Origin of the sequence: Paralcaligenes ureilyticus (assembly GCF_004346225.1) — a bacterium.
Lineage (GTDB): Bacteria > Pseudomonadota > Gammaproteobacteria > Burkholderiales > Burkholderiaceae_B > Paralcaligenes > Paralcaligenes ureilyticus.
In genome coordinates, this window is the sequence record NZ_SMAJ01000007.1 from 34,240 (window position 1) to 57,805 (window position 23,566).

At 58.4% G+C, this 23,566-nt stretch carries 22 protein-coding genes and 1 pseudogene; 10 read left to right on the forward strand and 13 right to left on the reverse strand.

Translation table 11 applies throughout. The features are described 5' to 3' along the window. Nucleotides 1–215: 215 nt before the first annotated feature. Entirely contained in the window at nt 216–872 is a 657-nt protein-coding gene (locus EDC26_RS10775; protein WP_132582420.1) for a class II aldolase/adducin family protein, read from the reverse strand. 115 nt (nt 873–987) lie between these two features. On the opposite strand from EDC26_RS10775, the gene EDC26_RS10780 reads away from it, so the two are divergent. Both EDC26_RS10780 and EDC26_RS10785 read left to right on the forward strand, forming a co-directional pair. Beyond that, nucleotides 988–1,575: a TMEM175 family protein gene (locus tag EDC26_RS10780; protein ID WP_132582422.1), complete on the forward strand. Its 588-nt coding sequence runs from the start codon at nt 988–990 to the stop codon at nt 1,573–1,575. A 592-nt stretch (nt 1,576–2,167) separates the two neighbouring features. Further along, on the forward strand, nt 2,168–2,383 hold the full coding sequence (locus tag EDC26_RS10785; protein ID WP_132582424.1) for a DUF2007 domain-containing protein: 216 nt from the start codon (nt 2,168–2,170) through the stop codon (nt 2,381–2,383). A 3-nt stretch (nt 2,384–2,386) separates the two neighbouring features. Here EDC26_RS10785 and EDC26_RS10790 read toward each other — a convergent pair whose 3' ends face one another. Next, nucleotides 2,387–3,772 carry a sensor histidine kinase gene (locus tag EDC26_RS10790; RefSeq protein WP_132582426.1) on the reverse strand — a complete coding sequence of 462 codons (1,386 nt, stop codon included), beginning with the start codon at nt 3,770–3,772 and terminating at the stop codon, nt 2,387–2,389. Then, nucleotides 3,769–4,443: a response regulator transcription factor gene (locus EDC26_RS10795; RefSeq protein WP_132582428.1), complete on the reverse strand. Its 675-nt coding sequence runs from the start codon at nt 4,441–4,443 to the stop codon at nt 3,769–3,771. The genes EDC26_RS10790 and EDC26_RS10795 overlap by 4 nt, the downstream gene beginning before the upstream one ends. Before the next feature lie 272 nt (nt 4,444–4,715). Here EDC26_RS10795 and EDC26_RS10800 point away from each other — a divergent pair, with 272 nt between their 5' ends. The 3 genes from EDC26_RS10800 to EDC26_RS10810 all read left to right on the forward strand — a co-directional run bounded on the left by EDC26_RS10800 (nt 4,716) and on the right by EDC26_RS10810 (nt 7,636). Further along, entirely contained in the window at nt 4,716–5,729 is a 1,014-nt protein-coding gene (locus EDC26_RS10800; RefSeq protein WP_132582430.1) for an ABC transporter substrate-binding protein, read from the forward strand. 216 nt (nt 5,730–5,945) lie between these two features. Next, nucleotides 5,946–6,737 (forward strand): ABC transporter ATP-binding protein, encoded by a 792-nt coding sequence (locus tag EDC26_RS10805; RefSeq protein WP_425012562.1) that lies wholly within the window; start codon nt 5,946–5,948, stop codon nt 6,735–6,737. A gap of 14 nt (nt 6,738–6,751) precedes the next feature. Beyond that, complete coding sequence (locus EDC26_RS10810) at nt 6,752–7,636, forward strand: ABC transporter permease (RefSeq protein WP_132582434.1); 885 nt, start codon at nt 6,752–6,754, stop codon at nt 7,634–7,636. A 539-nt stretch (nt 7,637–8,175) separates the two neighbouring features. Here the strand turns inward: EDC26_RS10810 and EDC26_RS10815 are convergent. From EDC26_RS10815 to EDC26_RS10825, 3 genes are all read right to left on the reverse strand, one after another. Continuing rightward, a complete protein-coding gene (locus tag EDC26_RS10815; RefSeq protein WP_132582436.1) occupies nt 8,176–9,459 on the reverse strand; it encodes a DUF1501 domain-containing protein in 1,284 nt (427 codons plus the stop codon). A 10-nt stretch (nt 9,460–9,469) separates the two neighbouring features. Beyond that, nucleotides 9,470–10,957 (reverse strand): DUF1800 domain-containing protein, encoded by a 1,488-nt coding sequence (locus EDC26_RS10820; RefSeq protein ID WP_132582438.1) that lies wholly within the window; start codon nt 10,955–10,957, stop codon nt 9,470–9,472. Nucleotides 10,958–11,077: 120 nt separating this feature from the next. Beyond that, entirely contained in the window at nt 11,078–12,694 is a 1,617-nt protein-coding gene (locus tag EDC26_RS10825) for an acyl-CoA synthetase (RefSeq protein WP_132582440.1), read from the reverse strand. Nucleotides 12,695–12,802: 108 nt separating this feature from the next. Between EDC26_RS10825 and yobA the strand changes: the two genes are divergently transcribed. Together yobA and copD are read left to right on the forward strand one after the other, a co-directional pair. After that, nucleotides 12,803–13,183, forward strand: a complete 381-nt coding sequence (gene yobA / locus EDC26_RS10830; RefSeq protein ID WP_132582442.1) for a CopC domain-containing protein YobA — start codon at nt 12,803–12,805, stop codon at nt 13,181–13,183. Nucleotides 13,184–13,186: 3 nt separating this feature from the next. Next, nucleotides 13,187–14,068, forward strand: a complete 882-nt coding sequence (gene copD, locus EDC26_RS10835; RefSeq protein WP_132582444.1) for a copper homeostasis membrane protein CopD — start codon at nt 13,187–13,189, stop codon at nt 14,066–14,068. 24 nt (nt 14,069–14,092) lie between these two features. Here the strand turns inward: copD and EDC26_RS10840 are convergent, their stop codons facing one another. From EDC26_RS10840 to EDC26_RS10850, 3 genes are all read right to left on the reverse strand, one after another. Further along, nucleotides 14,093–15,073 (reverse strand): DMT family transporter, encoded by a 981-nt coding sequence (locus EDC26_RS10840; RefSeq protein WP_132582446.1) that lies wholly within the window; start codon nt 15,071–15,073, stop codon nt 14,093–14,095. 179 nt (nt 15,074–15,252) lie between these two features. Continuing rightward, a complete protein-coding gene (locus tag EDC26_RS10845) occupies nt 15,253–16,035 on the reverse strand; it encodes a dioxygenase family protein (protein WP_132582448.1) in 783 nt (260 codons plus the stop codon). 46 nt (nt 16,036–16,081) lie between these two features. Further along, nucleotides 16,082–16,486 carry a DoxX family protein gene (locus EDC26_RS10850; RefSeq protein ID WP_132582450.1) on the reverse strand — a complete coding sequence of 135 codons (405 nt, stop codon included), beginning with the start codon at nt 16,484–16,486 and terminating at the stop codon, nt 16,082–16,084. Between the two features lie 121 nt (nt 16,487–16,607). Between EDC26_RS10850 and EDC26_RS10855 the strand changes: the two genes are divergently transcribed. Continuing rightward, nucleotides 16,608–17,507, forward strand: a complete 900-nt coding sequence (locus EDC26_RS10855) for a LysR family transcriptional regulator (protein WP_132582452.1) — start codon at nt 16,608–16,610, stop codon at nt 17,505–17,507. Nucleotides 17,508–18,067: 560 nt separating this feature from the next. On the opposite strand, the pseudogene EDC26_RS10860 reads toward EDC26_RS10855, so the two are convergent. After that, a pseudogene (locus EDC26_RS10860) lies at nt 18,068–19,174 on the reverse strand (NYN domain-containing protein); the annotation flags it as partial. Between the two features lie 152 nt (nt 19,175–19,326). On the opposite strand from EDC26_RS10860, the gene EDC26_RS10865 reads away from it, so the two are divergent. Further along, complete coding sequence (locus EDC26_RS10865) at nt 19,327–19,965, forward strand: FMN-binding negative transcriptional regulator (RefSeq protein ID WP_132582456.1); 639 nt, start codon at nt 19,327–19,329, stop codon at nt 19,963–19,965. Nucleotides 19,966–20,079: 114 nt separating this feature from the next. Further along, on the forward strand, nt 20,080–20,892 hold the full coding sequence (locus EDC26_RS10870; RefSeq protein ID WP_132582458.1) for an arylamine N-acetyltransferase family protein: 813 nt from the start codon (nt 20,080–20,082) through the stop codon (nt 20,890–20,892). 42 nt (nt 20,893–20,934) lie between these two features. Here the strand turns inward: EDC26_RS10870 and EDC26_RS10875 are convergent, their stop codons facing one another. The 3 genes from EDC26_RS10875 to EDC26_RS10885 all read right to left on the reverse strand — a co-directional run bounded on the left by EDC26_RS10875 (nt 20,935) and on the right by EDC26_RS10885 (nt 23,307). Next, nucleotides 20,935–21,276 (reverse strand): type II toxin-antitoxin system RelE/ParE family toxin, encoded by a 342-nt coding sequence (locus EDC26_RS10875; RefSeq protein ID WP_132582460.1) that lies wholly within the window; start codon nt 21,274–21,276, stop codon nt 20,935–20,937. Then, nucleotides 21,273–21,512: a type II toxin-antitoxin system ParD family antitoxin gene (locus EDC26_RS10880; protein ID WP_132582462.1), complete on the reverse strand. Its 240-nt coding sequence runs from the start codon at nt 21,510–21,512 to the stop codon at nt 21,273–21,275. Before EDC26_RS10880 ends, EDC26_RS10875 begins: the two co-directional genes overlap by 4 nt. Before the next feature lie 184 nt (nt 21,513–21,696). Beyond that, nucleotides 21,697–23,307, reverse strand: coding sequence for an argininosuccinate lyase (locus tag EDC26_RS10885; protein WP_132582464.1), 1,611 nt, complete (start codon nt 23,305–23,307; stop codon nt 21,697–21,699). Nucleotides 23,308–23,566: the final 259 nt, after the last annotated feature.

Below are 23,566 nucleotides of genomic sequence, written 5' to 3' on the forward strand. Positions count from 1 at the left end.
GACCAGCGACACATCTATGGGAAAACCTACTTTCGAACCTATTAGCCGTGAACGTGATTAAATTTGATTTTGCGGCAGGTTGCATTGTAGCGTTGTAGCGGCGGGTTTGGTGAATACCCACTTGACTGTTATGGTTTTGGCAGCCGCAAGGGCCGCCACTACAAATACCAACCGGAACGTTATGTAGCGGCACCCCTTGTGGGTGCCACAAAAACTCACCAACTAGCCCCGAACGTCGTTCGCAGTTCTTCGATTTGCATCTCCGTCAACGCCGCTGCGTTTTGTCCGCTCAGCAGCCACACCTTGGCGGTTTCTTCCAGTTCTTCCAGAATGGCCATGGCCGAAGCGGGCGTGCCGGCCCACACGTTCGGACCCAGCCGATCGAGCATGACGGCGCGGATAGGGATGCCGGCCGAAGACGCCCGGCGGATTTCCTGCTCGACCAGCGTGCCCACAGCCGGATCGCCGGGGCGGTGGTAGGCAATCAGCGGCACGTGGCCGACCTTCATCGCAAAATAGGGCGTAATGGGCGGCAGCAGGTCGCCGTGGGCGTGGCCGCGTCGCAGCGACAGCGCGACCAGGTGCGTCGAATGGGTGTGTATGACGCAGCTCGCGCTGTCGTCGGCCGCATAGATATGCCGGTGCAAGGCCAGCGTCTTGCTGGGCTTGTCGCCACCGGTCCACGCGCCGCTGGCATCCACCCGCGCGATGCGATCGGCCTCCAGAAAGCCCAGGCAGGCGTCGGTGGGCGTAATTAAGAAGCCGTCATCCAGCCGACAACTGATGTTGCCGGCCGTGGCGTGGACGTAGCCTCGTTCAAAGAGGCTGCGCCCAATACGCACTATCTCTGCGCGGAGTTCGGTTTCGGTCATGGATGCGGCTGCCAGCGTTATGGGATGAAGGCGGGGAGTAAAGACGGCAACGTTTCCCTATTGTAATCAGGAATCCAGCTTTAAAATGAAGCCCCCTCGATGCAAAAGGACAGTCATGGGCAAGAACCGTCTGGAGGCGTTCAGCGATGGTGTGCTGGCGATCATATTGACGATCATGGTGCTTGAGATGAAGGTGCCCCATGGGGCGACATTTGCGGCGCTCGTGCCTGTTGCGCCGGTGTTTCTCAGTTATATCCTCAGCTTCGTCTATCTGGGCATCTACTGGAACAACCATCATCACATGTTGCATCTGGTCGACAAGGTAAGCGGCGGCATACTTTGGGCTAACCTGCATTTGCTTTTCTGGCTGTCGCTGCTGCCTTTTACGACGGGCTGGATGGGCGAAAACCATTTTGCGCCGGCGGCTATGTTTCTGTACGGCTTGAACCTGCTGTGTTGCGCCATTGCCTATGTCATTTTGCAAAACCTGATCATCCGGTTCCAGGGGGCTCAATCGCGCCTGGCGCATGCGGTGAGCGCCGACGTCAAGGGGAAGATATCGCCCCTGCTGTATCTGCTCGGGATCGGCAGCTCATTTGTGTCTTCGTGGCTGGCGGGCGCTTTTTATATTGCCACGGCATGCATGTGGCTCATCCCCGATCGGCGCGTGGAACGGGAAGTCATGACTCGGAGCAAGGATTAGGGCGTTTTCGGTTGAAGCGTTTACGGAACTGAACGCGTTTTGTGTTGCTCTTTTTTTGAGCCGTCTTGGGTGGGATCATTCTGTTAACACGCCGCAGGGCGAGGGGTGGGTCCCGTCCGGTCCGCCCAGCGGTCGAGGCGCTACGCGCCCCGACTGCCCGGGTCTGCCTCGTCCAGGCGGGCGTCGGGCGAACTCTCTCTGCGCCTCGCACGCGAGGCTCCGTTCAGACAGCGCCCGACGACAGCCCCCGCCTTCCCTTCGTCAGCACCCGGCGCTGGCCGAATGACCGGACGGTACCCACCCCTCGCCCTGCGGCTGCGCTGGTGAAATGCATCGGAGAATGTGTAGGGACGGCAGGCGCTTGGTCGAGTGAGGTCTACGGGCAACGTGATAGAGACAGACTGCGAGCAACGTGACAAAGGCAGGCCGCCGGCCAGTGAATTCTTGGCACGCCGTGCCGGCCTCGCCCCGGCCCCCATAGACGGCGTCTTCAAATACCAATACGTCCAGCCACCAAACACCCAAACATCCCATGCCGCATACCGTTCGACCAAAAATGCCCTAGTCGCGATTTACGGAGTATGCTCAAGACATGGTGCCCATATATACCCCGAAGTCGGAATCCGAGGCCTTGGTGATCACATCGCTGATGCAGGCCTATGGCGTTGTTTTTTTCATGCGGGGCGGGGCGTTCAGCTCGATGTACCCGGGACCGGTTTCCAACAGCCTTAACGAGCAGACCCTGATGGTCGATGAAGATCAGGCCGAACTGGCGCGTGAGTTGATCAAATCGTTCTTGTCCGCTTAGGTGTCAAGCCTGCGGCATTGTTTTGAACCTCACCACCACACGCAGGCCCTTGCGATTGCGTCCGGTATGCAGGCTGACGGTACCCCCGCAGGCTGCCGCGGCTTCCTGGACTATGGCCAGGCCGAGCCCTGTACCCTCCGAATCGACGGCATTGCCGCGATTGAAGCGCTCGAACACCCGGGTTCGCAATTCCGGCGGGATGCCTGGGCCGGTATCTTCCACCTCCAGCATGACGCCGTGCGCGGGTGTTTGCAGAATCGATACGGTCGCGCTGCCGCCGGGCGGCGTATAGCGTATGGCATTGTCCACCAGGTTGAACAGCAAGGCGTAAAGGGCGGGGCGGTGCGCCACGAGGCTGGCTTCGACACTGTTTGCGCCGAGCCCCAGGTCGATTTCACGTTGGGCGGCCAGCGGGGCCAGTTCGATCAGCACCTCGTGGGCCAAGGTATGCAAGGCCAGAGGCGTGCGCGCCGCATGGCCGGCGCGCAGGCTTTCGGCCTGAGACAGGCTTAGCAACTGGTTTACCAGTTGCGTGATCTGTTGCCGGTTGTGGCTAAGCGCCGAAAGAATCCTGCGCAGCTCGTCGGTGTCGGCCAGGCTTTGCGCGTAATGCAATTGGGTGCTGAGCAAGGCCATGGGGGTGCGCAACTGGTGGGCCGCATCTTCAATAAAGCGTTTGCGCGAATCGATCTGCCGCTGGATGCGGCTGGCGTATTGATTGATCGTTTCCACCACCGGGCGTAATTCCTGCGGAAGATCGTGCAGGCGGATGGGGCGCAGATCGGTATGCCCGCGGTTCAGGATGGCGCCTCGAAGAGCCGCCAGGGGTTTGAGCTCATGGCGCAGGCCCAGCAGCATCAACACCAATACCAGTAGCAGCATGGCCGATTCGCGCAGCAGATTGGGCCACCAGAGCGCCCGGGCTTCACTCTCGAGCTGGTTCTGGGTTTTGGCGACCGTGACGACTACTTGCGTGGACTTGCCCGAGTCGAAAAAATCCCGCGCCATGCTGTAGGCGCGCAGCAACTGGCCGCCAACGACGATGTCCTGATAGGCATCGGTCTGGCTGGCCGTGGGCGTAAACACGATGGGCAGGTTCGGCCATCCGGCCAGCAACTGGCCGTCGTGGGCGACGACAGAGAAAAACACTTGGTCATGGCTTTTGGATGCAAAGACCTCCAGCGCCACGGGGGGAACCGACGACACCAGACGCTTGTCCACCCATTGAATCTGTCCGGCAATGATCTGCGCTGATGTCCAGAGCCGGTGGTCTTGCTGCGTCTGGGCGTTTTGTTGCGCGTCCTGGTACGAAAACCAGATGCTGAACGACAAGGCTATCGCCAAAGGCAAAAGCACCCATAGAGCCAGCCGGACACGCAGGCTGTTCATGCGCTGCGGCGCGGGGTTAACAAGTAGCCCAGTCCGCGCAAGGTGACGATAGTGGCTTGCGAAGCTTCGAGCTTGCGTCGCACGCGATGGATGTAGATTTCAAGCGCGTCTTCGCCGGTATCGGAATTCAGGCCGAACACGCTTTGCATCAGGCTGGCTTTGCTCATGGTCTTGCCCTGGTTCATCAGCAGGGCTTCAAGCAGGCTGTGCTCGCGTGGCGGAAGCGCCAGGGTGCCTTCGTCGATCTGGAATTGCCGCGTATTGGTGTCGTAGTTCAGGTTGGCGCAGCTGATTTGGGCGGTGGCGCTGCCGCTATGGCGGCGAATCAACGCCTTGATGCGAGCCACCAGTTCGCGGATCTCGAACGGCTTGACCAGGTAATCGTCGGCGCCGGTTTCCAGGCATTCCACTTTCAGGTCCAGCGAATCGCTGGCTGTCAGCACCATGACCGGCGTCTGGTTCTGCTGGCGGCGCAGGCGGCGCAGAACGCTTTGTCCGCTGGCGCCGGGCAGCTTTAGATCGAGCAGTACGGCGTCGTAGCGCTCATCGCCCAGCAGGGCATTGGCCATTTCGGCGTCATGCACGCAATCGACGTGAAAAGCGTCTTTTTGCAATACGGTGGATAGCCACAAGGCTAGTTCCTGATTGTCTTCGACGAGCAGCAGTCTCATGGCGCGAACGCAAAAGGGAAGTTTGGCAAATCGATATTTTGTAAATTAGGCGTAGCGAAAGTATTGAGGCATTGGGCCGGAGGCTGATATTTTTCTTAAGAAATTAACGGTAAATGGGGCGAATGTCGAAGTTTATGCGTAAAACAGGGGTTTCCCCTTATGTTTTTGGCTACGAGGCGAAAGCTGGATGAAAGTTGGGGTCTTTAGCATTGAGTCAGTGGCACACATCGTGTCGGGTTCATAAAAAATCGCTACTCAATCAGGAGACCTTCATGTCCGGTATTGCTCGTATTCTTAAATATACTGCGGTCGCGACCGCCCTGGCGGCGTGCTCGATCAGCACCGCGTCGGCCAGCGACAAAATCACCATTATGGTCGGTGGCATCAACAAGATCATTTACCTGCCTGCCAAACTCACCGAAAATCTGGGCTATTTCAAGGCCGAAGGGCTCGATGTCGTACTGTTGTCGGAGCCGGCGGGCGTCAATGCCGAAAATGAAATGCTGGCCGGCGCTGTACAGGGCGTCGTAGGCTTTTACGACCATTCGATCGATTTGCAGGCCAAGGGCAAGGAAGTGGAGTCGGTGGTGCAGTTCTCGCAGGTACCGGGCGAAGTGGAAGTGATTGCCGCCAACCAAGAGGGCAAAATCAAAAGCCCGGCCGACTTCAAGGGCAAGACCCTGGGCGTGACAGGGCTGGGTTCGTCGACCGATTTCCTGACTCAATACATGGCCGCCGTCAGTGGTTTGAAGCATGGCGATTACACCATTTTGCCGGTAGGCGCGGGTAATACGTTTATTGCATCGATCCAGCAAAACCGCATCGATGCCGGCATGACGACCGATCCTACCGTTACCCAATTGGTGGCGAGCGGTCAGGGCAAGGTGCTGGTTGACATGCGCACTGCGGATGCCACCAAAAAGGCGCTGGGCGGCCTGTATCCGGCCGCCAGCCTGTATATGCCCAATGCGTGGATCAACAGTCACAAGGCCGAGACGCAGAAGCTGGCCAGCGCTTTTGTGAAGACCATGAAGTACATCCACACACACACGGCCGAGGAAATCGCGGCCCAGATGCCCAAGGACTATTACGCCGGCAACAAGGATTTGTACGTCTCGGCGCTAAAGGCCTCGATGCCCATGTTTACAGCCGATGGCCGCATGCCTGAAGACGGCCCCCCGACCGTACTCAAGGTGTTGTCGACCTTCAAGCCCCAGGTGAAGGCCGCGCATATCGATTTGTCCAAAACCTACACTACGGCTTTCGTGGACGCCGCCAACAAATAGTCCCGGGTTCGCTGCAACACCGCGCGGGCGCGGCGTTGCAGCGGCATACAAGCAGACCTGGTTTGAATGTAGTGGCACCCCTTGTGGGTGCCATGATCGCAGCAGCACCGATTCATGTAGCGGCACCTAATCATATAGCGGCACCCCTTGTGGGTGCCATCACCCCCCTTGCCAAGACCCACCCCCGCAGGCCCAGCCTGAACCATAGAGCTCATCATGCAAGATTTATCCACCACCCCGGCTATTGATATGCAAAATATCACTTGCCGCTTTATTTCTCCCGACGGCAAGGCGACCATTGCGCTGCAGGACTTCAGCATGAGCGTCGAGCGCGGCGAATTTTGCGCCATCGTCGGGCCGACGGGCTGCGGCAAGTCGACCACGCTAAGCTTGATAACAGGCTTGCTCAAGCCCACCACGGGCCGTGTAAACGTCATGGGCCAGCCCGTCGATGGCATCGACCCACGAATCGGTTTTGTATTTCAAAACGATGCCATCTTCCCGTGGCGCACGGTGATCGACAACGTCGCCGCAGGCCCGATGTTTCGTGGTCAACGGTCAGCCCAGGCTAAGGAGCTGGCGCAGGAATGGCTACGCCGAGTGGGCCTGGAAAAATTTGGCCAGCATTATCCGCATCAGTTGTCGGGCGGCATGCGCAAACGCGTTTCCCTTGCTCAGACTTTTATCAATAGCCCCGAGATTCTGCTGATGGACGAGCCGTTCAGCGCGCTCGATATGCAAACCCGCACTGTGATGCAAGACGAGCTGCTTCAGCTATGGGCGGCCAGCGGCGGTTCGGTGGTGTTTGTGACGCATGATCTGGAAGAAGCCATTGCGCTGGCCGACAAGGTGATTGTATTGACCGCGCGGCCCGCCACCATCAAACATGTCTACGACATTGATCTGCCGCGTCCGCGCGTGATGTCGGAGATTCGCTACGAACAGAAGTTCGTTCAATATGCACGCGAAATCTGGGACGATTTGCGTGCTGAAGTACATATCGGTTAAAGGAGTGCCTTGTCATGACCAGTCATGTTGAAACTTACACGACGACGGCCAGCGATCGCGCTCGCGCCGTTAAAGATACGTTGCAGGAAGCCGAGGCGGAGGCCAGGCGCCGCCTGCTTTGGCGCTCGCGCTTGATCATTTTCTGGCGCCTGGCGCTTTTGGTAGGCGCTTTGGGTGGTTGGGAGCTGTTCGCCAGCCTGCACTGGATCGACCCGTTCTTTTATTCCAAGCCGTCGTTGATCGCCAAGCAGATTTACGATTGGAGCCTGGAGGGCACTTCGCAAGGGCCGTTGTGGCGGCAGGTGGCGGTGACGCTGGAAGAAACCCTGATCGGCTTCTTTATTGGCGGCGTGGGAGGCATTATTTGCGGGATATTGTTGGGCCGCAATAAATTCCTGGCTGATATTTTCAGTATCTATATCAAGATTGCCAATTCGATTCCGCGGGTGGTGCTCGGTTCGGTGTTTGTGATTGCGCTGGGTCTGGGTATGGCGTCGAAGGTGGCGCTGGCGGTGGTGATGGTGTTCTTTGTGGTGTTCGGCAATGCTTTTCAGGGTGTACGCGAGGCCGATCGCTATATGATCGCCAACGCGCAGATTCTGGGCGCGTCGCCGCGCCAGGTGACCATGCAGGTGGTGGTGCCGTCGGCGTTGAGCTGGATTCTGGCGAGCCTGCACGTGAGCTTCGGGTTTGCGCTGGTGGGGGCGGTGGTGGGCGAGTTCCTGGGGGCGCGCGAGGGCATTGGTTTGCTGATCGCTACGGCGCAAGGGGCGTTTAACGCCAGCGGCGTGTTTGCGGCCATGATTGTGCTGGCTATTGTGGCTCTGATTGCCGACTATATCCTTACCTATATCGAAGGCCGTCTTCTGAAGTGGCGCCCCGCGCAGTTTGAAAGTTGATGTAGCGTCACCCGTAGCGCCACCCCTTGTGGGTGGCATTCGCTAAAGGTGGCATTTCTGGTGAGTGGCGTTTGATGGGTGGCATTCGCTGAAGATGGCATTCTTTTTTCGCATCATCCTATCTTGTTATAAAACCTTCTAGCCCCGCATCGTGGGCGGTTAAGGTGGATCGGGCTCTGACGGGCACGGTCATGGCTGCGCCATGACTTCCCGCGCGCAGGACCGGCTTCGGGGCGGCGTGCGAACTCGCAGGGCGAATAGCCCACTGGGCTATTCGCAAGCGTCCTGCTCAAACAGCGCACGCCTTGCATCCCCGAAGCCGGCCCTGCGCGCGGCGCGCCCGAATCGCCCGCCCCACCTTAACCGCCCACGATGCTTGATCGGTGGATGTTGGTGGGGTCGTTGGTGGATTTGATTGACGTGACCGTCTAATGTAGCGGCAGCCCTTGTGGCTGCCATCGGCGATCTATAAATATCGCCTCGGCTACCAACGATTTTGGCGGCCACAAGGGCTGCCGCTACATGGGCAACGAGTGTTTCTATACCAGCTTCAACCCGAGCTTCGGCGCCCCGGGCAAGATGTAGTTCATATCCTTTGCGCTCAGGCCATATAACGCTTCGATCGCTTCCGCGGCAACGCCGCGGTAGTCGTTGTAGACGGGCAGGTCGCGCTGTTCATTCAGCATGCGATTGGTCAAGGGTTCCTGGCGGCCCGCCAGGCGTCCGCCGCGCAAGCCGCCGCCCAGAACCCACATGACTGTCCCGTGACCATGGTCGGTGCCCCGGTTGCCGTTTTCTTTGAAGGTGCGGCCGAACTCGCTGATCACGAGCACGATCGTGTGGTTCCAGGCGGGACCCATTTCGCGTGCGTAGGCGGCCAATCCTGCGGATAGGTCTCCCAGTTTGCGGGTCAGCTGGCCGCGGCCGTTGCCTTGGGCGACGTGCGTGTCCCAACCGCCTACGTCGACGAATCCTATCGAGTACGCCTGGTGGGTGCGCATGAGGCGGGCAATGGCCGACATCTGTTTCTCGAACGCGGCCGGGTCGGGCGCGCCGCGGCTGGCGGCGGTCATTTCCTGCTGTAGTTTGTCGGGCTGGTTGAGCGTGTCGGCAACGGTATTCTGGGTTGCAATGCCTTCTTCGACCAGTTGTTCCAGGGGGCTGCCGCGGTACAGGACACGCATCGCCGCGTCATGCGCCGGATTGCTGCGAGTGGCCTTGCCGTTTGCCAGGGCGATGTTGGGCACAAGCATCGGGCCTTTCATTGATAGCGCCAGATTTCGGGTGAATGAAATGCCGGCGTCGCCGGTTCCGCCGGTGCTCAGGCGTTCAATGAGCCGTCCCATCCAGCCGCTTTGATGCGTGGCGTGCAGAGTGTTGGGCGCCAGGCCTTGTTCCATCAGGTCTTGCGCTTCGAAATGGCTGCGCGGGGCGCTCAGGTTTCCGGAGTAGGGGATCAGTAGCGCTTGCTTGGCCTGGTAAAGCGGCAAGAAGTGCGCTTGCACGCCGGGGTTCAAGCCCCAGTGCTCATCGATGGCGATGGCGGCATCCGCCGCGCCCGAGTTTGGGCGGGCGATGGCGATGGTGGGGCGCGCGGCGTAATAATCTTCGGATGTGATCGGCACCAGGAAATTGGCGGCGTCGTAGCCGCCGCGCATCATCACGGTTAAGAGTTTGGTGCCTCGGGCGGCCGGCAATGCCGATACTTTGGCCGATGAGGATGCCAGGGTCAGTGCCCCGGCCGTCTGCAAAAATTGGCGGCGTCTGGATGAGTGCGGGTTCGCGGATTCGGGATCGATTGATTTGTCGGTGCGTGAGCGCATGGCTAACCTTTTAATATTCCATGAAGCGAGGAGACGAGATGATCAGGGCCGCCTTTTGTGTTTCCCCGTGAGTCTGAGCAAGCATGGGCGTCAGGCTGGGCGCGGTGTAGCTGGCTTTCAACGCGAGCAGGTTGGCATGATCCAGAGCTTCGCCTGAGGTACCGAAAAGCCGGTTTGCGGCAGCGAGTTGAGTGGCGATGTTCAGACGCTTGGTCATTTGATCGGCGCTGGCCCAGTCGCTGCGCTTCATGCCGTAGCCTTCGGGCGTCAGATAGTTATAGGGATCTTCGGATAAGCTCAGAATCCAGCGCCGCACGAGCGGGATATTTTGTACGGGGCGGTCGCCGTACAGCAGGCGAATCGAGGAATAAATGTATTGCGCGGGGTCTTTGAATTTGGGCCGGACGTTTGCGTTGAAGAGCTTTGCGTCGAACAGGGTGCGCAGGACCGCGGCAATTTCGCCATCCGTTCTCATATAGGTTTGTGCCATTTGGTCCACAACCGCCTTGGGCGGGTCGTCGGCCAGAAAATACGTAGCCAGCTCTTTGGAAATAGCGTGGGCCGTGGCGGGTTGATGCGCCAGGATGGCAACGGCGCGTTCAATCTCGCCGAACCCGGGCGAGCCTTTGAAGGGCCTGCCTAAAAAGACCTTGTCGCCTGAATCGTGCCGCGCGGGGTTGAAGAGAAAAGCGCCTTTTTCTACAAAATAGGGTGCAAAGCGCGCAGCGGCGCGAATCGGCTTGTCATTCACATGAACCCCCGCGCCGCTCAGGATGCGAGCCAGTTCCTGTACGTCGCCTTGCGTATAGCCGCTGTCTGCGCCCATGGTGTGCAGCTCCATGATTTCGCGGGCGTAGTTTTCGTTGGGCTTGCCCTTTGCATTGCGGGCGTTGTCCAGATACTGCAGCATGGCCGGATGCATGAGCGTTGCCATCAGCAAGTCCTGGAACTTGCCCAGGACATGCGGGCGTATGGCCTGTTCTTCATAGTCGGGGATGAAGATGGCGGTGATGCCCTTGTGGCCGTATACGTTGAAATGGTTGTACCAGAACCAGACCAGCTTTTCCTGTAGCTGATTGCTGCAGTAAAGTGCCCGCAAGGTACGCCGTTCGAAGGCCTGCGACAGGCTTTGCCGGTCGTACTGCCGGCGCGCGGCTTTCGCTGCTTCCATCGAGCCGTCGGCACGCGCCGCTTTCAATGCAGCTTGCCGCTCTTGCCATATTTGTATGGGGTTCTGGTGCTCGATGTCCAAGTGGTCGATGCGCGCTTGAACGTCGGCGGGCAGGCAGCGGTCGCCGACATAATGCAGTTGCCCCTCCACCCATTTGCTGCGGCCTTCCTGGGCGAAGCTTTGCAGCGTTTGCGTCGTGGGGCCAAAGGTGATGCGTTGCATCAATTGCAGGTCGGCGGCGCTGATCGTTGCCCGCGCGCGCGCCACGCCGCAGGCCGCAAACAGGCACAGGACGCTTGCCACGACTTTTGCTCGGCAGGTATTCATCGATCGCTTCAGATGACGGAATAAAGCGATGTTGCACCGATTCGGCTAGCCTGTCTGTTTCAAACGCTTTCGGTTTTGCTCGTAGTTATTTCAACGCGTTTCGCACGCGTCCCCTGGGTGTCATGCCCGGCGCAGCTCCTTGCGAATGACTTTGCCCGTGGCGGTCATGGGCAGTGAGTCGACAAAGCTGATTTGGCGAGGATACTCGTGGGCCGCCGCGCGGCGCCTGACGTGGTTTTGCAGTTCCAGGATCAGTGAGTCGCTGGCGTTATAGCCTTCGTTCAGGATGATGAAAGCTTTAACCACTTCCGTGCGCTCTTTGTCCGGCACGCCGACCACAGCCGCCATTTTTACCGCAGGGTGTCCCAGCAGGCAGTCTTCGATAGGTCCGGGGCCGATGCGATAGCCGGCGCTGGTGATCACGTCGTCGTTGCGGCCCACAAACTGTATGAAGCCCTGGTCGTCGCGGATGCCTCGGTCGCCGGTGATTAGATATCTGCCTGCAAATTTTTCCGTGGTGGCCTGTGGATTTTGCCAATAATTCAGGAACATCACCGGGTCGGGCGACAGCACGCCGATATGGCCTTCAACGCCATTGGGCACCGGCTGGCCGGCATCATCGACCATATCGACAGTGTGCCCCGGCACCGCGCGGCCCATCGTGCCTATCAGCGGGTCGAACAGCGCCGAACAGGCCGATACGATCATATTGCATTCGGTCTGTCCATAGAACTCGTTGATGGTCAGGCCCAGATTCTTCCGCCCCCATTCGATGAGCTCCAGGCCCAGTGATTCGCCGCCGCTGGCGACAGACACCAATTTCAAGGGCCAGCGCGTACTCGGGTTTTCGGCCGACCTGAGCATTTTCAGGGCGGTGGGCGGCAGGAACGTATGAGTGACCCCGTGGCGAGACATCAGGTCGTAGGCGGCCGCCGCGTCGAATTTGGCAAAGCGGCAGGCCAGCACGGGAACACCGTGATGCCAGGAGGGCAGCAGCACATCGAATAAGCCGCCGATCCAGGCCCAGTCGGCCGGCGTCCACATCAGTGCCGCCTTTTTGGGGAAAAAATTATGCGATATTTCCACACCGGGCAGATGGCCCAACAGCACGCGATGGGCGTGCAGCGCGCCTTTGGGTTTGCCGGTCGTGCCCGAGGTATAGATGATGACGGCCGGATCCTCGGCCCGCGTGTTGACCGGAGTGAAGTCGGTCGGCTCGTGTTCCAGCTCGCGCCAGAATGACAGGCAGTCCCCGGTTGATTGGGCGGCTTCTATGTCGAACAGGGTCTTCAGATCGGGCAGGGTGCTTCGTACCTCGGCCAGTTTCTGGCGACCTTCCTTGTGAGTGATCAGCGCCCGCGCGCCGGAGTTGCTAATGCGAAACTGCAGCGCCTCGGTTCCGAACAAGGTAAACAGGGGCACTGCGATAGCGCCGATTTTGTAGATGGCCAGATGTGCGACGGCGGTTTCCAGCGCTTGCGGCAGAAAAATGCCGACGCGATCGCCTCGTTGGATGCCCTGTTTGACGAGCACGCGAGCGAACTGGTTCGAGAGCGCCTTTAGCTCATCGAAGGTGTAGCGCGTTTGCTCCGTGGGGGATTTTTCGCTGATCAGCGCCACTCGTCCGGAGCCGTCGGCCCACTTGTCGCAGGCGTCGACGCCAATATTGTAATACTCGGGGATAGTCCATTTAAAAGCCTGAACGGTAGCGTCGTAGTTGTGTTGAGCGTTAAGCATTTCGTCGTCCTTTATTCTTGTTTCTTATGCTAGCACCCTTTGTCGTTGGCTTGGCAGAGGCCGGGGTTATAGTAAGGGGTTTGAATTTTATGAATTGGAGTCTGCGCTATGTCGTTTGTTCGTCCCATCTCGAAATTAGGTAGTGCTGTTTTGCTGGCTGCATCGGCCCTGGTGGCGCAACCGGCCCTGGCGCATGCCCATCTTGAGGCTCAGATTCCTGCGGCCGGCTCGACGATTAATGCCGTGCCCAAAGCCATAGAGCTCAAATTCTCCGAAGGCGTCGAACCCAAATTCAGCGGGATCGTTCTTGCGGGCGCCAAGCATGCGCCGGTGCAACTGGGCGCACCCACAGTCGATTCGAAAGACGATACACGTTTGATTATTCCTGTTGGCGGTCTGATGCCTGCGGGTTCGTATCAGGTAAGCTGGCATGCGGTTTCGGTCGATGGCCACAAGACAAAGGGCGAATACACATTTAACGTCAAGTAAGACATGAGCGTTCACGCCGCCTATGTGTTGGTGCGCCTGGTTCATTTCGGCGCGATATACCTGCTGTTTGGACTGTCTGTTTATACAGAGTGCCTGACTCCTGCTTCGTTTCGTGGCGAATGCAGAGCAAGAACGCGCACGTGGCTTTTATCCAGTAGTCTCATCGCAGGCTTGGGGGCGTTGGCCTTGTTGTTGCTGCAGGCCGGGCAAATGGGTAATGGCTGGTCCGACGCGTGGGATCCCGCCACATGGCTGGCGGTGCTGGGCACCGCCTTTGGGCAGGTTTGGCGGTGGCAGTTGGTTTTGTCGGGCCTGGCTGTATGCGTCGCGCTATTTGGGCCGCTTCGATACAGGCATACGGCGTTGTTGCTGCTCTCCATCCTGATTTTGCTCTGCATGGCTTTTGTCGGACATGCGGCCGTGCACGAGGGAGCCCTTGGAGTCCTCGCCCGGTTCAACCAAGCCGTGCATTTGTATGCGGGCGCCTATTGGCTGGGCTGCCTGATTCCGCTATGGCTGACACTGAGCTACCTGAAAACGGACCGCCGATCAGAGGTCATTCGTACGCACGTCAAGTTTTCGACCTTGGGCCATATTGCCGTCGCGGGCGTCATCGTGAGCGGCATGATCAATATCGACTTGGTACTGGGCAAATGGCCGTTTCATTGGGAGTCGGCCTATCAGCGCCTGTTGCTTTTGAAAATGATGCTGGTGGGTTTAATGCTGCTGCTGGCGTTGATGAATCGCTATGTGCTGGTGCCCGCGATGAATCGCAACTCGGAGCGCGCCAACAGGGTATTTGGCCGCGCGGTGGCGCTGGAGATACTGTTGGGTATAGGCGTACTGGCCCTGGTGAGTGCGTTTGCAACGCTCGCGCCGATATAGTTGGCCATTCTTTAAAAGCCAATTCTATCCACGTTTGTGCCCTGCACGCCATTCCACGACCCCAATGGTGATACCGCTGGCGCAGATAATGGCAATACCCAGCCACGTCAGAGCATCGGGAAACTGGCCCCAGATTAGCAAGCCCAGCGTGCTGGCGCTGATAATCTGGAAATAGATAAACGGCGCCAGCATGGACGCAGAGGCGCTTCGGTAGGCCTGAATCTGCAGCAAGTGTCCGATACAGCCCCAAAATCCCGTGGATAGCAGCACTGCCCACTGCACCATGGTCAGCGATGCCAGCGCGGGCAGGGCGGGGGGCAGTATCACGGGGAGGGCCAGGGTCAGGCACACGCTGCCCACCGCACCGCTCCATATCAACGTGGTGAATGGATCGTCGATGGCCACGCGTCGGGTTGCTATGGCTTGGGCGGCGCTGACGAAGGCGGCGATAAGTCCGAACATCGTCCCCACGGGGTCCAGCCCGCTGCCGGGGCGAATAATGATCAGCACACCGGTAAAGCCAATACCTGCCGCAATCCAGCGCGACAGGCGTGGCGGTTCGCGTAGCACCCAGGGGGCCAGCGCCAGGACGATCAGGGGGGCCAAGAAATTGATGGAAGTTGCTTCGGCCTGCGGCAGGTAGCGCAGGGTCGTAAAAAACGACAGAGTGGCCAGCAGCATAATCGCGCCGCGCAGTATCTGGTTGCGCATGCGCAGGCTGCGCAGGGCTCGCAGGCCGCGCGAGGGCAGCACCAACGCCAGCACCAGGGCCAGGTGGACCACGTAGCGCACCCAGCACAGAAACAGCAGCGGCACGCCCACGCCCATCACCCATTTGCCGCTGGAGTCCAGGGCCGATAGCGCCCAGGTCGACAGCACCAGCACAATAATGCCGGCGATGGGGCTGGCTGCTCCAGGTTTAAGCAAGGGTCGCGATACGGAAGTCGCCCCGGCGGTGGCGGATCCCAGTGGGATCGTCGGAGCAGGACGGCTGGAATAGGTCATAGTTCGTCGTGAATCAGGCTTTGAAATGATTGTAGACGGAATTCCGGTGGCGCAATGGCCGAAGGTGCTGCATAGAACGGATGGCAGCCACAAGGGCTGCCACTACATTCGTTGCGGGTACGTTTTTGTAGCGGCACCCCTTGTGGGTGCCACCCACGCCTCTAGCTGCAGCATCCCGCCTACTTCGATTCAAACAAATAAGATTCCATCGACAACACGCCATGAGCGACGCCGCCGTCCAGCACTTCAACTCTCGCCTTCATCCCGCCGGCGCCAGCCGCAACCAGCAACGGCAAATAATGGTCGGGCGAGGGATGGGCGCGCCGCGCCTGCGGAGCCTTTTGCAGATAGTCCACCAAGGCATCGCGATCGTGCGATTGAACGGCCTGGCGTGCCCAAAGGACGAATTCGTGCACATAATCGGCCTCTTCGCCGTGCTGTTGCCGAAATTCGTACAGATTATGCGTCAGGCTGCCGGAGCCGATAATCAATACACCCTCGTCGGCCAGCGGCGCCAGGGCCTCCCCCAGCTTCCACGCCGATTCTGTATCGAGCCATTCCGGCATCGACACCTGAACGACAGGCACTTCGCCTTCGGGATACAGATGGCGCAAAGGTACCCAGGCGCCATGGTCCAGTCCGCGTCGCTCCTCGAGTGTTGTGGTGTAGCCCGCCTCGCGCAGCAATGATGCGATTCGGCCCGCCAGCCCAGGTTGGCCGGAAACCGGATACTGAAGCGTGTACAGCTCTGCCGGGAAGCCGCCAAAGTCGTGGATGGTCGCCGGTTGTGGATTTGCGGTCACCGCGATGTCGTGGGTGATCCAGTGCGGCGAGACGATGAGGACGGCTTTGGGTTTGGGCAAACGCTCGCCCAGGGCATGCAACAGGGCTCCGGCGCGACCGGGCTCAAGGGCAAAGGTGGGCGCACCGTGGGAGATGAATAAAACGGGTTGGCGCGACATGATCAGACTCCTTTTGCATAAGCGCCGCTGCGGGCGCTTGGCGTGTTCAGCTGTTGTTTACCGAGGTTGGGCGCAGCGCATAACGGCCTTCGCCCAGCAGCGCGACGATAACTCCCAGCAACACGAGCGCGGCCGGAAACTCCCAGCCGCCATGGGCGTTGGTGAACGACCAGCCATTGCCCGCATGGACGCTGAGGGCGCCCAGCAATATCGGCAAGGTGATAATGGCGGCGATTCGGGCACGGTACCCCAGCAGGATGGCCAGGCCGCCCAGGATTTCGAGCGGAGTGACGATGTAAGCGGTCCAGCCGGGGAAACCAACCGATGCGAAAAACGCGGCGGTACCTGGCAAGGTAAATACCAGAAGTTTGGTCAGGCCGTGGGCCAGCAAAATGGCGCCAAGGGTCAATCGAGCAACAGCCGCGGCTGAGTCAATGCGAGAAATTGTCATGATGTACTCCAAATAAAGTGTGTGGTTTAAGGTGGGCTTGATGTCTAGCCGCTACTTTATAGGTTTACTGAATTGGGATAAACTAGCTTTTTATCAATATATTGTTCTGGATATAGGGATAATGGATCGATTCGAAGAGATGCGTGTCTATACGGCGGTGGTGGACGCCGGAAGCTTTGTCGGCGCGGCGGATGCCTTGCCCATGTCCAAGGCGGCCGTGTCGCGTTATGTGGCAGAGCTGGAGTCGCGTCTGGGCGTGAGGTTATTGCATCGCACGACCCGGCGTCTGTCCTTGACCGAGGAGGGCCAGCTGTTTTATGAGCGATCCAGAGAGCTGCTGGCCGGGGTCAAAGGCGCCGAAGCGGAGCTGAGCACGCGCAGCGGCGAGGTGGGTGGGCTGCTTCGGATCAACGCGCCGCTCACCTTTGGCATTCTGCATCTGTCCGCCTTGTGGGGCGTATTCAAAGCTGCGCATCCCAACGTATTGTTCGACGTAACCTTGGCCGACCGTGTCGTCGACCTGGTCGACGAAGGCTATGACCTGGCGGTACGCATTGCGCGGTTGCCGGATTCGACGCTGGTCAGCAAGCGTTTGGCCCGTACGCGTATGGTGTTGGCGGCCTCGCCCGAATATCTGCGCCAGCGCGGGGAACCTCTGCATCCGCATGACCTGGCGCAGCATGCGACGATCGCGTATAGCTATTGGTCGACCCGCGATGAGTGGCAATTTGACGGACCCGATGGCGGTGTCAGTGTACGAACCCGCCCCTTCATGCGCACCAATAATGGCGACACTTGCCGCGCCATGGCCTTGGCCGATCATGGCATCATTCTCCAGCCCACGTTTTTGGTGGGCGATGATTTGCGTGCCGGCAAACTGGTGGAGTTGATGCCGCAGTATCGATCCATTGAAATGGGAATCTATGTCGTCTATCCGACGCGGCGCCATTTGCTGCCGCGGGTGCGGGCATTGATCGATTTTCTGGTGGAACATTTTCGCGAGCCGCCCTGGCCCGTGTGATCAGGTGAGTCGCTGCGGCCTGCTGTGGGTACGTTTTTGTAGCGGCACCCCTTGTGGGTGCCATTTCGATATCCGCGCAATTATCGTGCCGTAAACCAGATATTGACGTTCCCCGAAATCACCAATGGTGGAAAAGAGGAGCCCCAGCTTAAGACCCGATACACCAGGTACATCGTTTTGCCGGGGGCAAGTCCGTCAAACGCATGGGTGTTGACGTGCCCGCCAGACATCGGTATGCACTTTTCAGTTCCATTCCAGCATAGCAACGTCTGTACTATTGCGTTTCCCGGGTAGGATTGGTTTGCGCTGGCCAGCGTGATAGTCGAGCCAGGCGGTATGGCCGTGCCGAATTTGACATGTGAATAGGCAACCGATACCTGTGTATTCAAAGTGCCGATCGCGGGACTGGCATGCGTATCCGTCCACGATAAATCGCCGGCATGGGCCGATGACAGAAAAAGGGATGAAACAAATAATAATAGCGGTAGCTTGAACACGTCATGCCTTGCTTGTAGCGGCACCCCTTGTGGGTGCCAAAATCATTATTTCCCTGTTGTCCGGGCGGCCGGCTTGCGTGTTTTTTTGGCGGCTGTTGCTTCTGCTGTGGGCTGGGCCGGGGTTTTGACAGGCACAGGGCCTGTCGCTATTTGATTCGATGCCTGCGGCATGGCGGCTTCGGTTTTTTTCGCGGCAGGCTTGCGGCCGCCTCGCCCCTTGCGGCGTGCCGCAGGCTTGTCGTCGGCGTGACCGACGGCCTTATCGTCGGCGGGCGAGGTGGCCACGGCCTCGGGCAGCGTCTGCGTGGCTACGGGCGCTTCGATCGCCGCCTTGGCGCCAACCGCTTTCTCGTTGCTGCGGTAAACGTAAGCCCCCGATTTTTCGTCGCGGCCGAACTCAAGCAGGCCGCGCGCCTGTGCTTCTTCGAGCAAATTGCCGAAGGCGCGAAAACCGTAGTAGGACTCGCTAAAGTCGGGCTTGCGGCGCTTGATCGCTTCTTTCAGCACGGATGCCCAAATCTTGCCGCTGTCGCCTTTTTCGGAGAGCAGCGCATCAAAAGTCTCTACCGCCATTTCAACGGCCTTGGTCTTGCGGGCTTCCAGTTCGTCTTTGCGGCGGCTTTCTTCTTCGGGCGACCGCTTGGCCGCCGGATGGGTCTGCCGTGTGTCGTGTTTGGCTGCCGCGTGTTGAATCTCGCGCACCAGGTCGTCGTAAAAAATGAATTCGTCGCAGTTGGCCACCAGAAGATCGGAGGTGGAATGCTTGACGCCCACGCCGATCACTTGCTTGGCGTTCTCGCGCAGTTTCGAGACCAATGGCGAAAAGTCGGAATCGCCGCTGATAATGACGAAGGTATTGACGTGAGCTTTGGTATAGCAAAGGTCGAGCGCATCGACGACCAGGCGGATGTCGGCCGAGTTTTTGCCGGACTGGCGAACATGGGGAATTTCGATCAGCTCGAAGTTGGCTTCGTGCATCGTGGCCTTGAAGCCCTTATAACGCTCCCAGTCGCAATACGCTTTCTTCACGACAATGTTGCCCTTCAAAAGCAGGCGCTCGAGTACCGGCGTGATGTCGAATTTTTCGTGCTGGGTTTCGCGTACGCCGAGCGCGACGTTTTCAAAATCGCAAAAGAGCGCCATGCTGACGTTTTCCGGGGTTGAAGCCATGCAGATCTCCAGTTTGGCCCAGGGCCTCGACGCGAGGATGCATGGGTCCTACATGCGGTTGATTGTAATGGTCTTTCTAATGCATGGATAAGATTTACTCCGTATCATAAGCAGTAATTGCCCCTGACATTTTTCCTTTTTTGGGAGTCGTAATGTATTTGCCGCCTGTTTTTCGAGAAGACCAGATTGGCCTTTTGCATGATTTGATTCGTACTCATCCTTTGGCCACGCTCGTCACGGCCGGCCCTGGCGGCTTGATGGCCAATCTGATTCCGTTCCTGTTTTATCCCGATGAGGGCGAGCACGGCACCCTGCGCGCCCATCTGTCGCGCGGCAACCCTCAATGGAAGGAACTGGCCCAGGCCGATGAATGCATGGTGGTGTTCCAGGGGGCGAACGGCTATATCACGCCCTCGTGGTATCAGACAAAAAAGGAGACCGGAAAGGTTGTCCCGACCTGGAATTTCGTCACCGTCCATGCGTGGGGCACGCCCTGTATGCAAGAAGATCCGGCGTGGCTGAGTAGTCATCTGCATGATTTGACATACTCCCAAGAGCACGCGCGCGTCCCGCCCTGGAAAATCGAAGATGCGCCGGCGGATTTTATTGCGACCCAAATGAAGGCGATTATCGGCCTGGAGATTGCGGTTGGCCGTATGGAAGGCAAATGGAAAGTCAGCCAGAACCGCCCGCAAGTGGATCGCCTGGGGGTGGTCGAGGGGCTGCGCGCCCAAGGCGAGCCCAGCCGCGTCATGGCCGATCTGGTGGCCCAGCGGGCCAAAGACGCGTGAGTGGGGTGATGGCACCCACAAGGGGTGCCGCTACAGAAGCGTATCCGTGAATCATGTAGCGGCAGCCCCTGCGGCTGCCATAACTGGAATTATGTCTAAAGAAGACTCTCTGTTATGACCCACGCTTTGAACCTGGATTCTTATCTGACACGCATCGGCTATACCGGGGCGACGGCGGCCACGTTGCCGTGTCTGCGTGGGCTGGCGTTGCATCACGCGCAGAGCATCGCTTTCGAGAATCTCAGCCCATTTCTGGGGCTGCCAGTCAGCCTGGATTTGGCCGACGTCGAGCGCAAGCTGGTTCGCGATGGGCGCGGCGGCTACTGTTTTGAACAGAACCTGTTGTTCGGGCAGGCCTTGCGTTGCATCGGCTTTGATGTCGTCGATTTGGCGGCGCGCGTTCTTTGGACTCAACCCGACGATGCCCATACGGCGCGCACTCATATGCTTCTGGCCGTGGATCTGGGCGGCGACCGCCATATCGTGGACGTTGGATTTGGCGGCCAGACCCTGACGGGCGTGCTGAGCTTGCGGGCGGGTACGCCGCAAGCGACGCCGCATGGCGATTTCCGGCTGCTGCGCGACGGCGACCAATGGCGCATGCAGAGCCGGATCGCCCACGAATGGCGTTCTCTTTATCGATTCGACCTGTCGCCTCAATATGCCGTGGATTATGAAATTTGCAACTATTATCTTTCCACTAGCCCCCGCTCGCATTTCACGCAAAACCTGATTGCCGCGCGACCCACGCCCACCGCGCGTCTGGCCTTGCGGAATCGTGATTATGCCGTCTACACGCTCGATGGCGGCGAGATACGGCGCCGGCTGGAAACAAGCGCGGAAATCGTGCGGGTGCTTGACGAGGATTTCGGCATAGCCCTAACGAATATTCCACAACTGGCTGCGCGGCTCGACGGGTTGCCTTGATAGCCTGCAGCCAGGGTTCGGCGCTTTCTGAATGAGAGAACGTCAATGGGCGTCGTCCGAGTTAGTGTCCCCGCTCAAACTCGCCGGGATGTCACGTTGGCCGTGCAAAATGCGCCAGACGTCAATGTGATCATCGCGCTCGATGTAGAAAATCAGATATGGGTAGCGTGTCAACGGCCAGGAACGTAGGCCGGGAAGGTTCAGTTCATGGGCGTAATGAGGTGAGCCGGTAGTAGGATGGAGTCCGATATGGGCGTAGGCCTGTTCCAAGGCATTGATGAAGCCCAACACAGCCCGCTCAGCGTTCTCGCTCAGATAGTATCCAATGACTTCGTTCACGTCCCGGTTGGCCAGCCCACGCGGAATAATGGGCTTGGTTTTCACTTTCGCGTGTGTCTCTGAACGCGCTCGCGCAGGGTGTTGAAATAAGTAGCGTCGGCTGGAGCGGCCGGAGCGGAGGCTGCACCTTCCAGCAGCAGGCCGCGCAGATGTTGTTGATTAGCATCTTTGCGAATCAGCTCACGCACATACTCGCTGCTCGTGCCGTAGCCGCGTTGAGTGACTTGCTCGTCGACGAAGGATTTGAGCGAGTCAGGAAGGGAGATATTCATCGTACTCATGAAATCAATAGTAGATTGTTTGGCAAAATTTGGCAAGATTCATTTTCACAAATATCTCCCAACTCGGAGATACGGTGACCTAAGACGACAGCGTGGCAGGCCACTGCCTTGAAAAAAGCTTCGACTGTAATTAACGTCGCCTGTTCAATACCACATCCCCGGATGCGTGCCGCCATTGAACGCTTTATTTCGATTGAGCATCCAAGAGCAGGTTAAACGCCTTATCGAGTTTTACGTCGGCATCTTTCAGATTTTGGCGTGTTTTCCGCATCCAGACGCGGTCGGCCGACAAGGTGGCTCGAGCCTCGGCCAGCATGCGTTCCACTTCAGCCGGTTGCGGGCCGCCCAGACCTACCCGGGTCATGACCATGAATTCCGGTGAAAGCACTTGCCGGAATTCCGTTTCGGAAATCGGCAGTTTGGCCGGGTCGGGCAACTTGAATTTTGTAATGGCCTGAGCATACAGCTCTACCGCTTTGGCGTAGGGGAAATCTTTGGGCTTGAGTCCATTGGCGCGGGCGTAGGTCACTATGGATGAAGCGAAGCTGTGACCGACCCGAAAAGGGATGTGGTGCTCTCTTTGCAATGTCTCGGCCAGTTCCATCGAAGTAGTCCAATCGTCTTCCAGTTCTTCCAGCGAACGTTTGGGATTGATCGTCAGGGCGTCCATGACGGTATTCATCCCCTTGATCATTTTGATGGCCTGGGGAAAGAAGCCGATTTCCGCCCACGGATCTTTATAGTCGGTCATGCCGGTGGTGACATTGTGGACTCTGAAAATAACGGTTTGCGCCAGGCCGACTACATCAGAGGCCGCTTCTCGAGCACGCATGATAACGCCCGGATTGCGTTTTTGCGGCATGGCGCTGCTGGTGTAGGTCGAGCTTTCGTTCAACAGCAGCCAGGGGCGGGTCTGGTGATATTGGGTATGGATGTCGCCCAGAATCGCTCCCAGGCGTATGGCCGTGGATGAAACGATGCCGGTGGCTTCCAGCGAGATATCGGAAGGGGCGATCTGGCTGGAATCGAGCGAATTTTCTATGGGACCGTCAAAGCCGAGCAGCTCGGCCAATCTTTTTCGATTCAGCGGCCAGCTTGAATTGGCCAGCACGGCCGTTCCCATGGCGCTGCGATTCAGCCTTTTATACAGTTCATGGATGCGCTGCGCATCACGGTCGAAAGAGGCTTCGTATGCCAAAAGATAATGCGCGTAAGTAATGGGCATGGCCTGCACGCCATTGGTGTAGGCCGGTACGATAGTGTTGACATTTTTGGCTGCGGTTGCCAGCATGCGCTCGCGCAGGGTATTCAAGGCGTCGGAGTAGTCCAGCAATTCGGTGCGCAGCTTCGCCATCCGGAACGTGGCGTACATGTCTTGCCGGCTGCGGCCGGTATGAACCAGCGAAGCATCGGGTCCGATCGCTTCGGTGATGATGCTTTCGATCTGCAGCACATCTTTGGGGCGTCTGCCATCGGGTTGTTTGGCCTGGTCTATGACATGTTCGACCCCTTTGGCAATTTTGCGACCCATTTCGGGCGAGATGATTTTTTCTTCCGTCAGCATGACCGTTGATGCTTTGTTGATTTTATTCAGCCAGAAAAATTGGTCTTCGGCCTGGTCTGTTTTGCTGGTGGCGTTGCCATCCCTGGTGGTCAGTGAGCCTGTCGACGCTCCAGCCTTTGCTGCCTGCTGATTACATTGGGCCGTAGTGTGGCAAGGCAACTGCCCGGTATCCGCGGCGAACGCCAGAGCAGGACAGCTCAGCAAAATCATGATGGCTATTTTGTTATTCATGGACTTGTCTCCCAAACGTGATATTTACCATATTTATGTCGCCTGGCTAATCCCGCCGCCTTTCGGTAGCGGTTGGATTATGAAGGAGCTGTCTCCACCACAGCACACTCCGGTAAACACAAGGCTCTTGGTCTCGCCAAGCGCGATCGATAATTACCTTATCTTGTCACACCATGTAAAAGAGCCATAACCTGTCGTTTACGATTGGCTATGGTTCTTGACACATTTTGTGCCGATATCCGTAGCCTGGCTGGAAGAA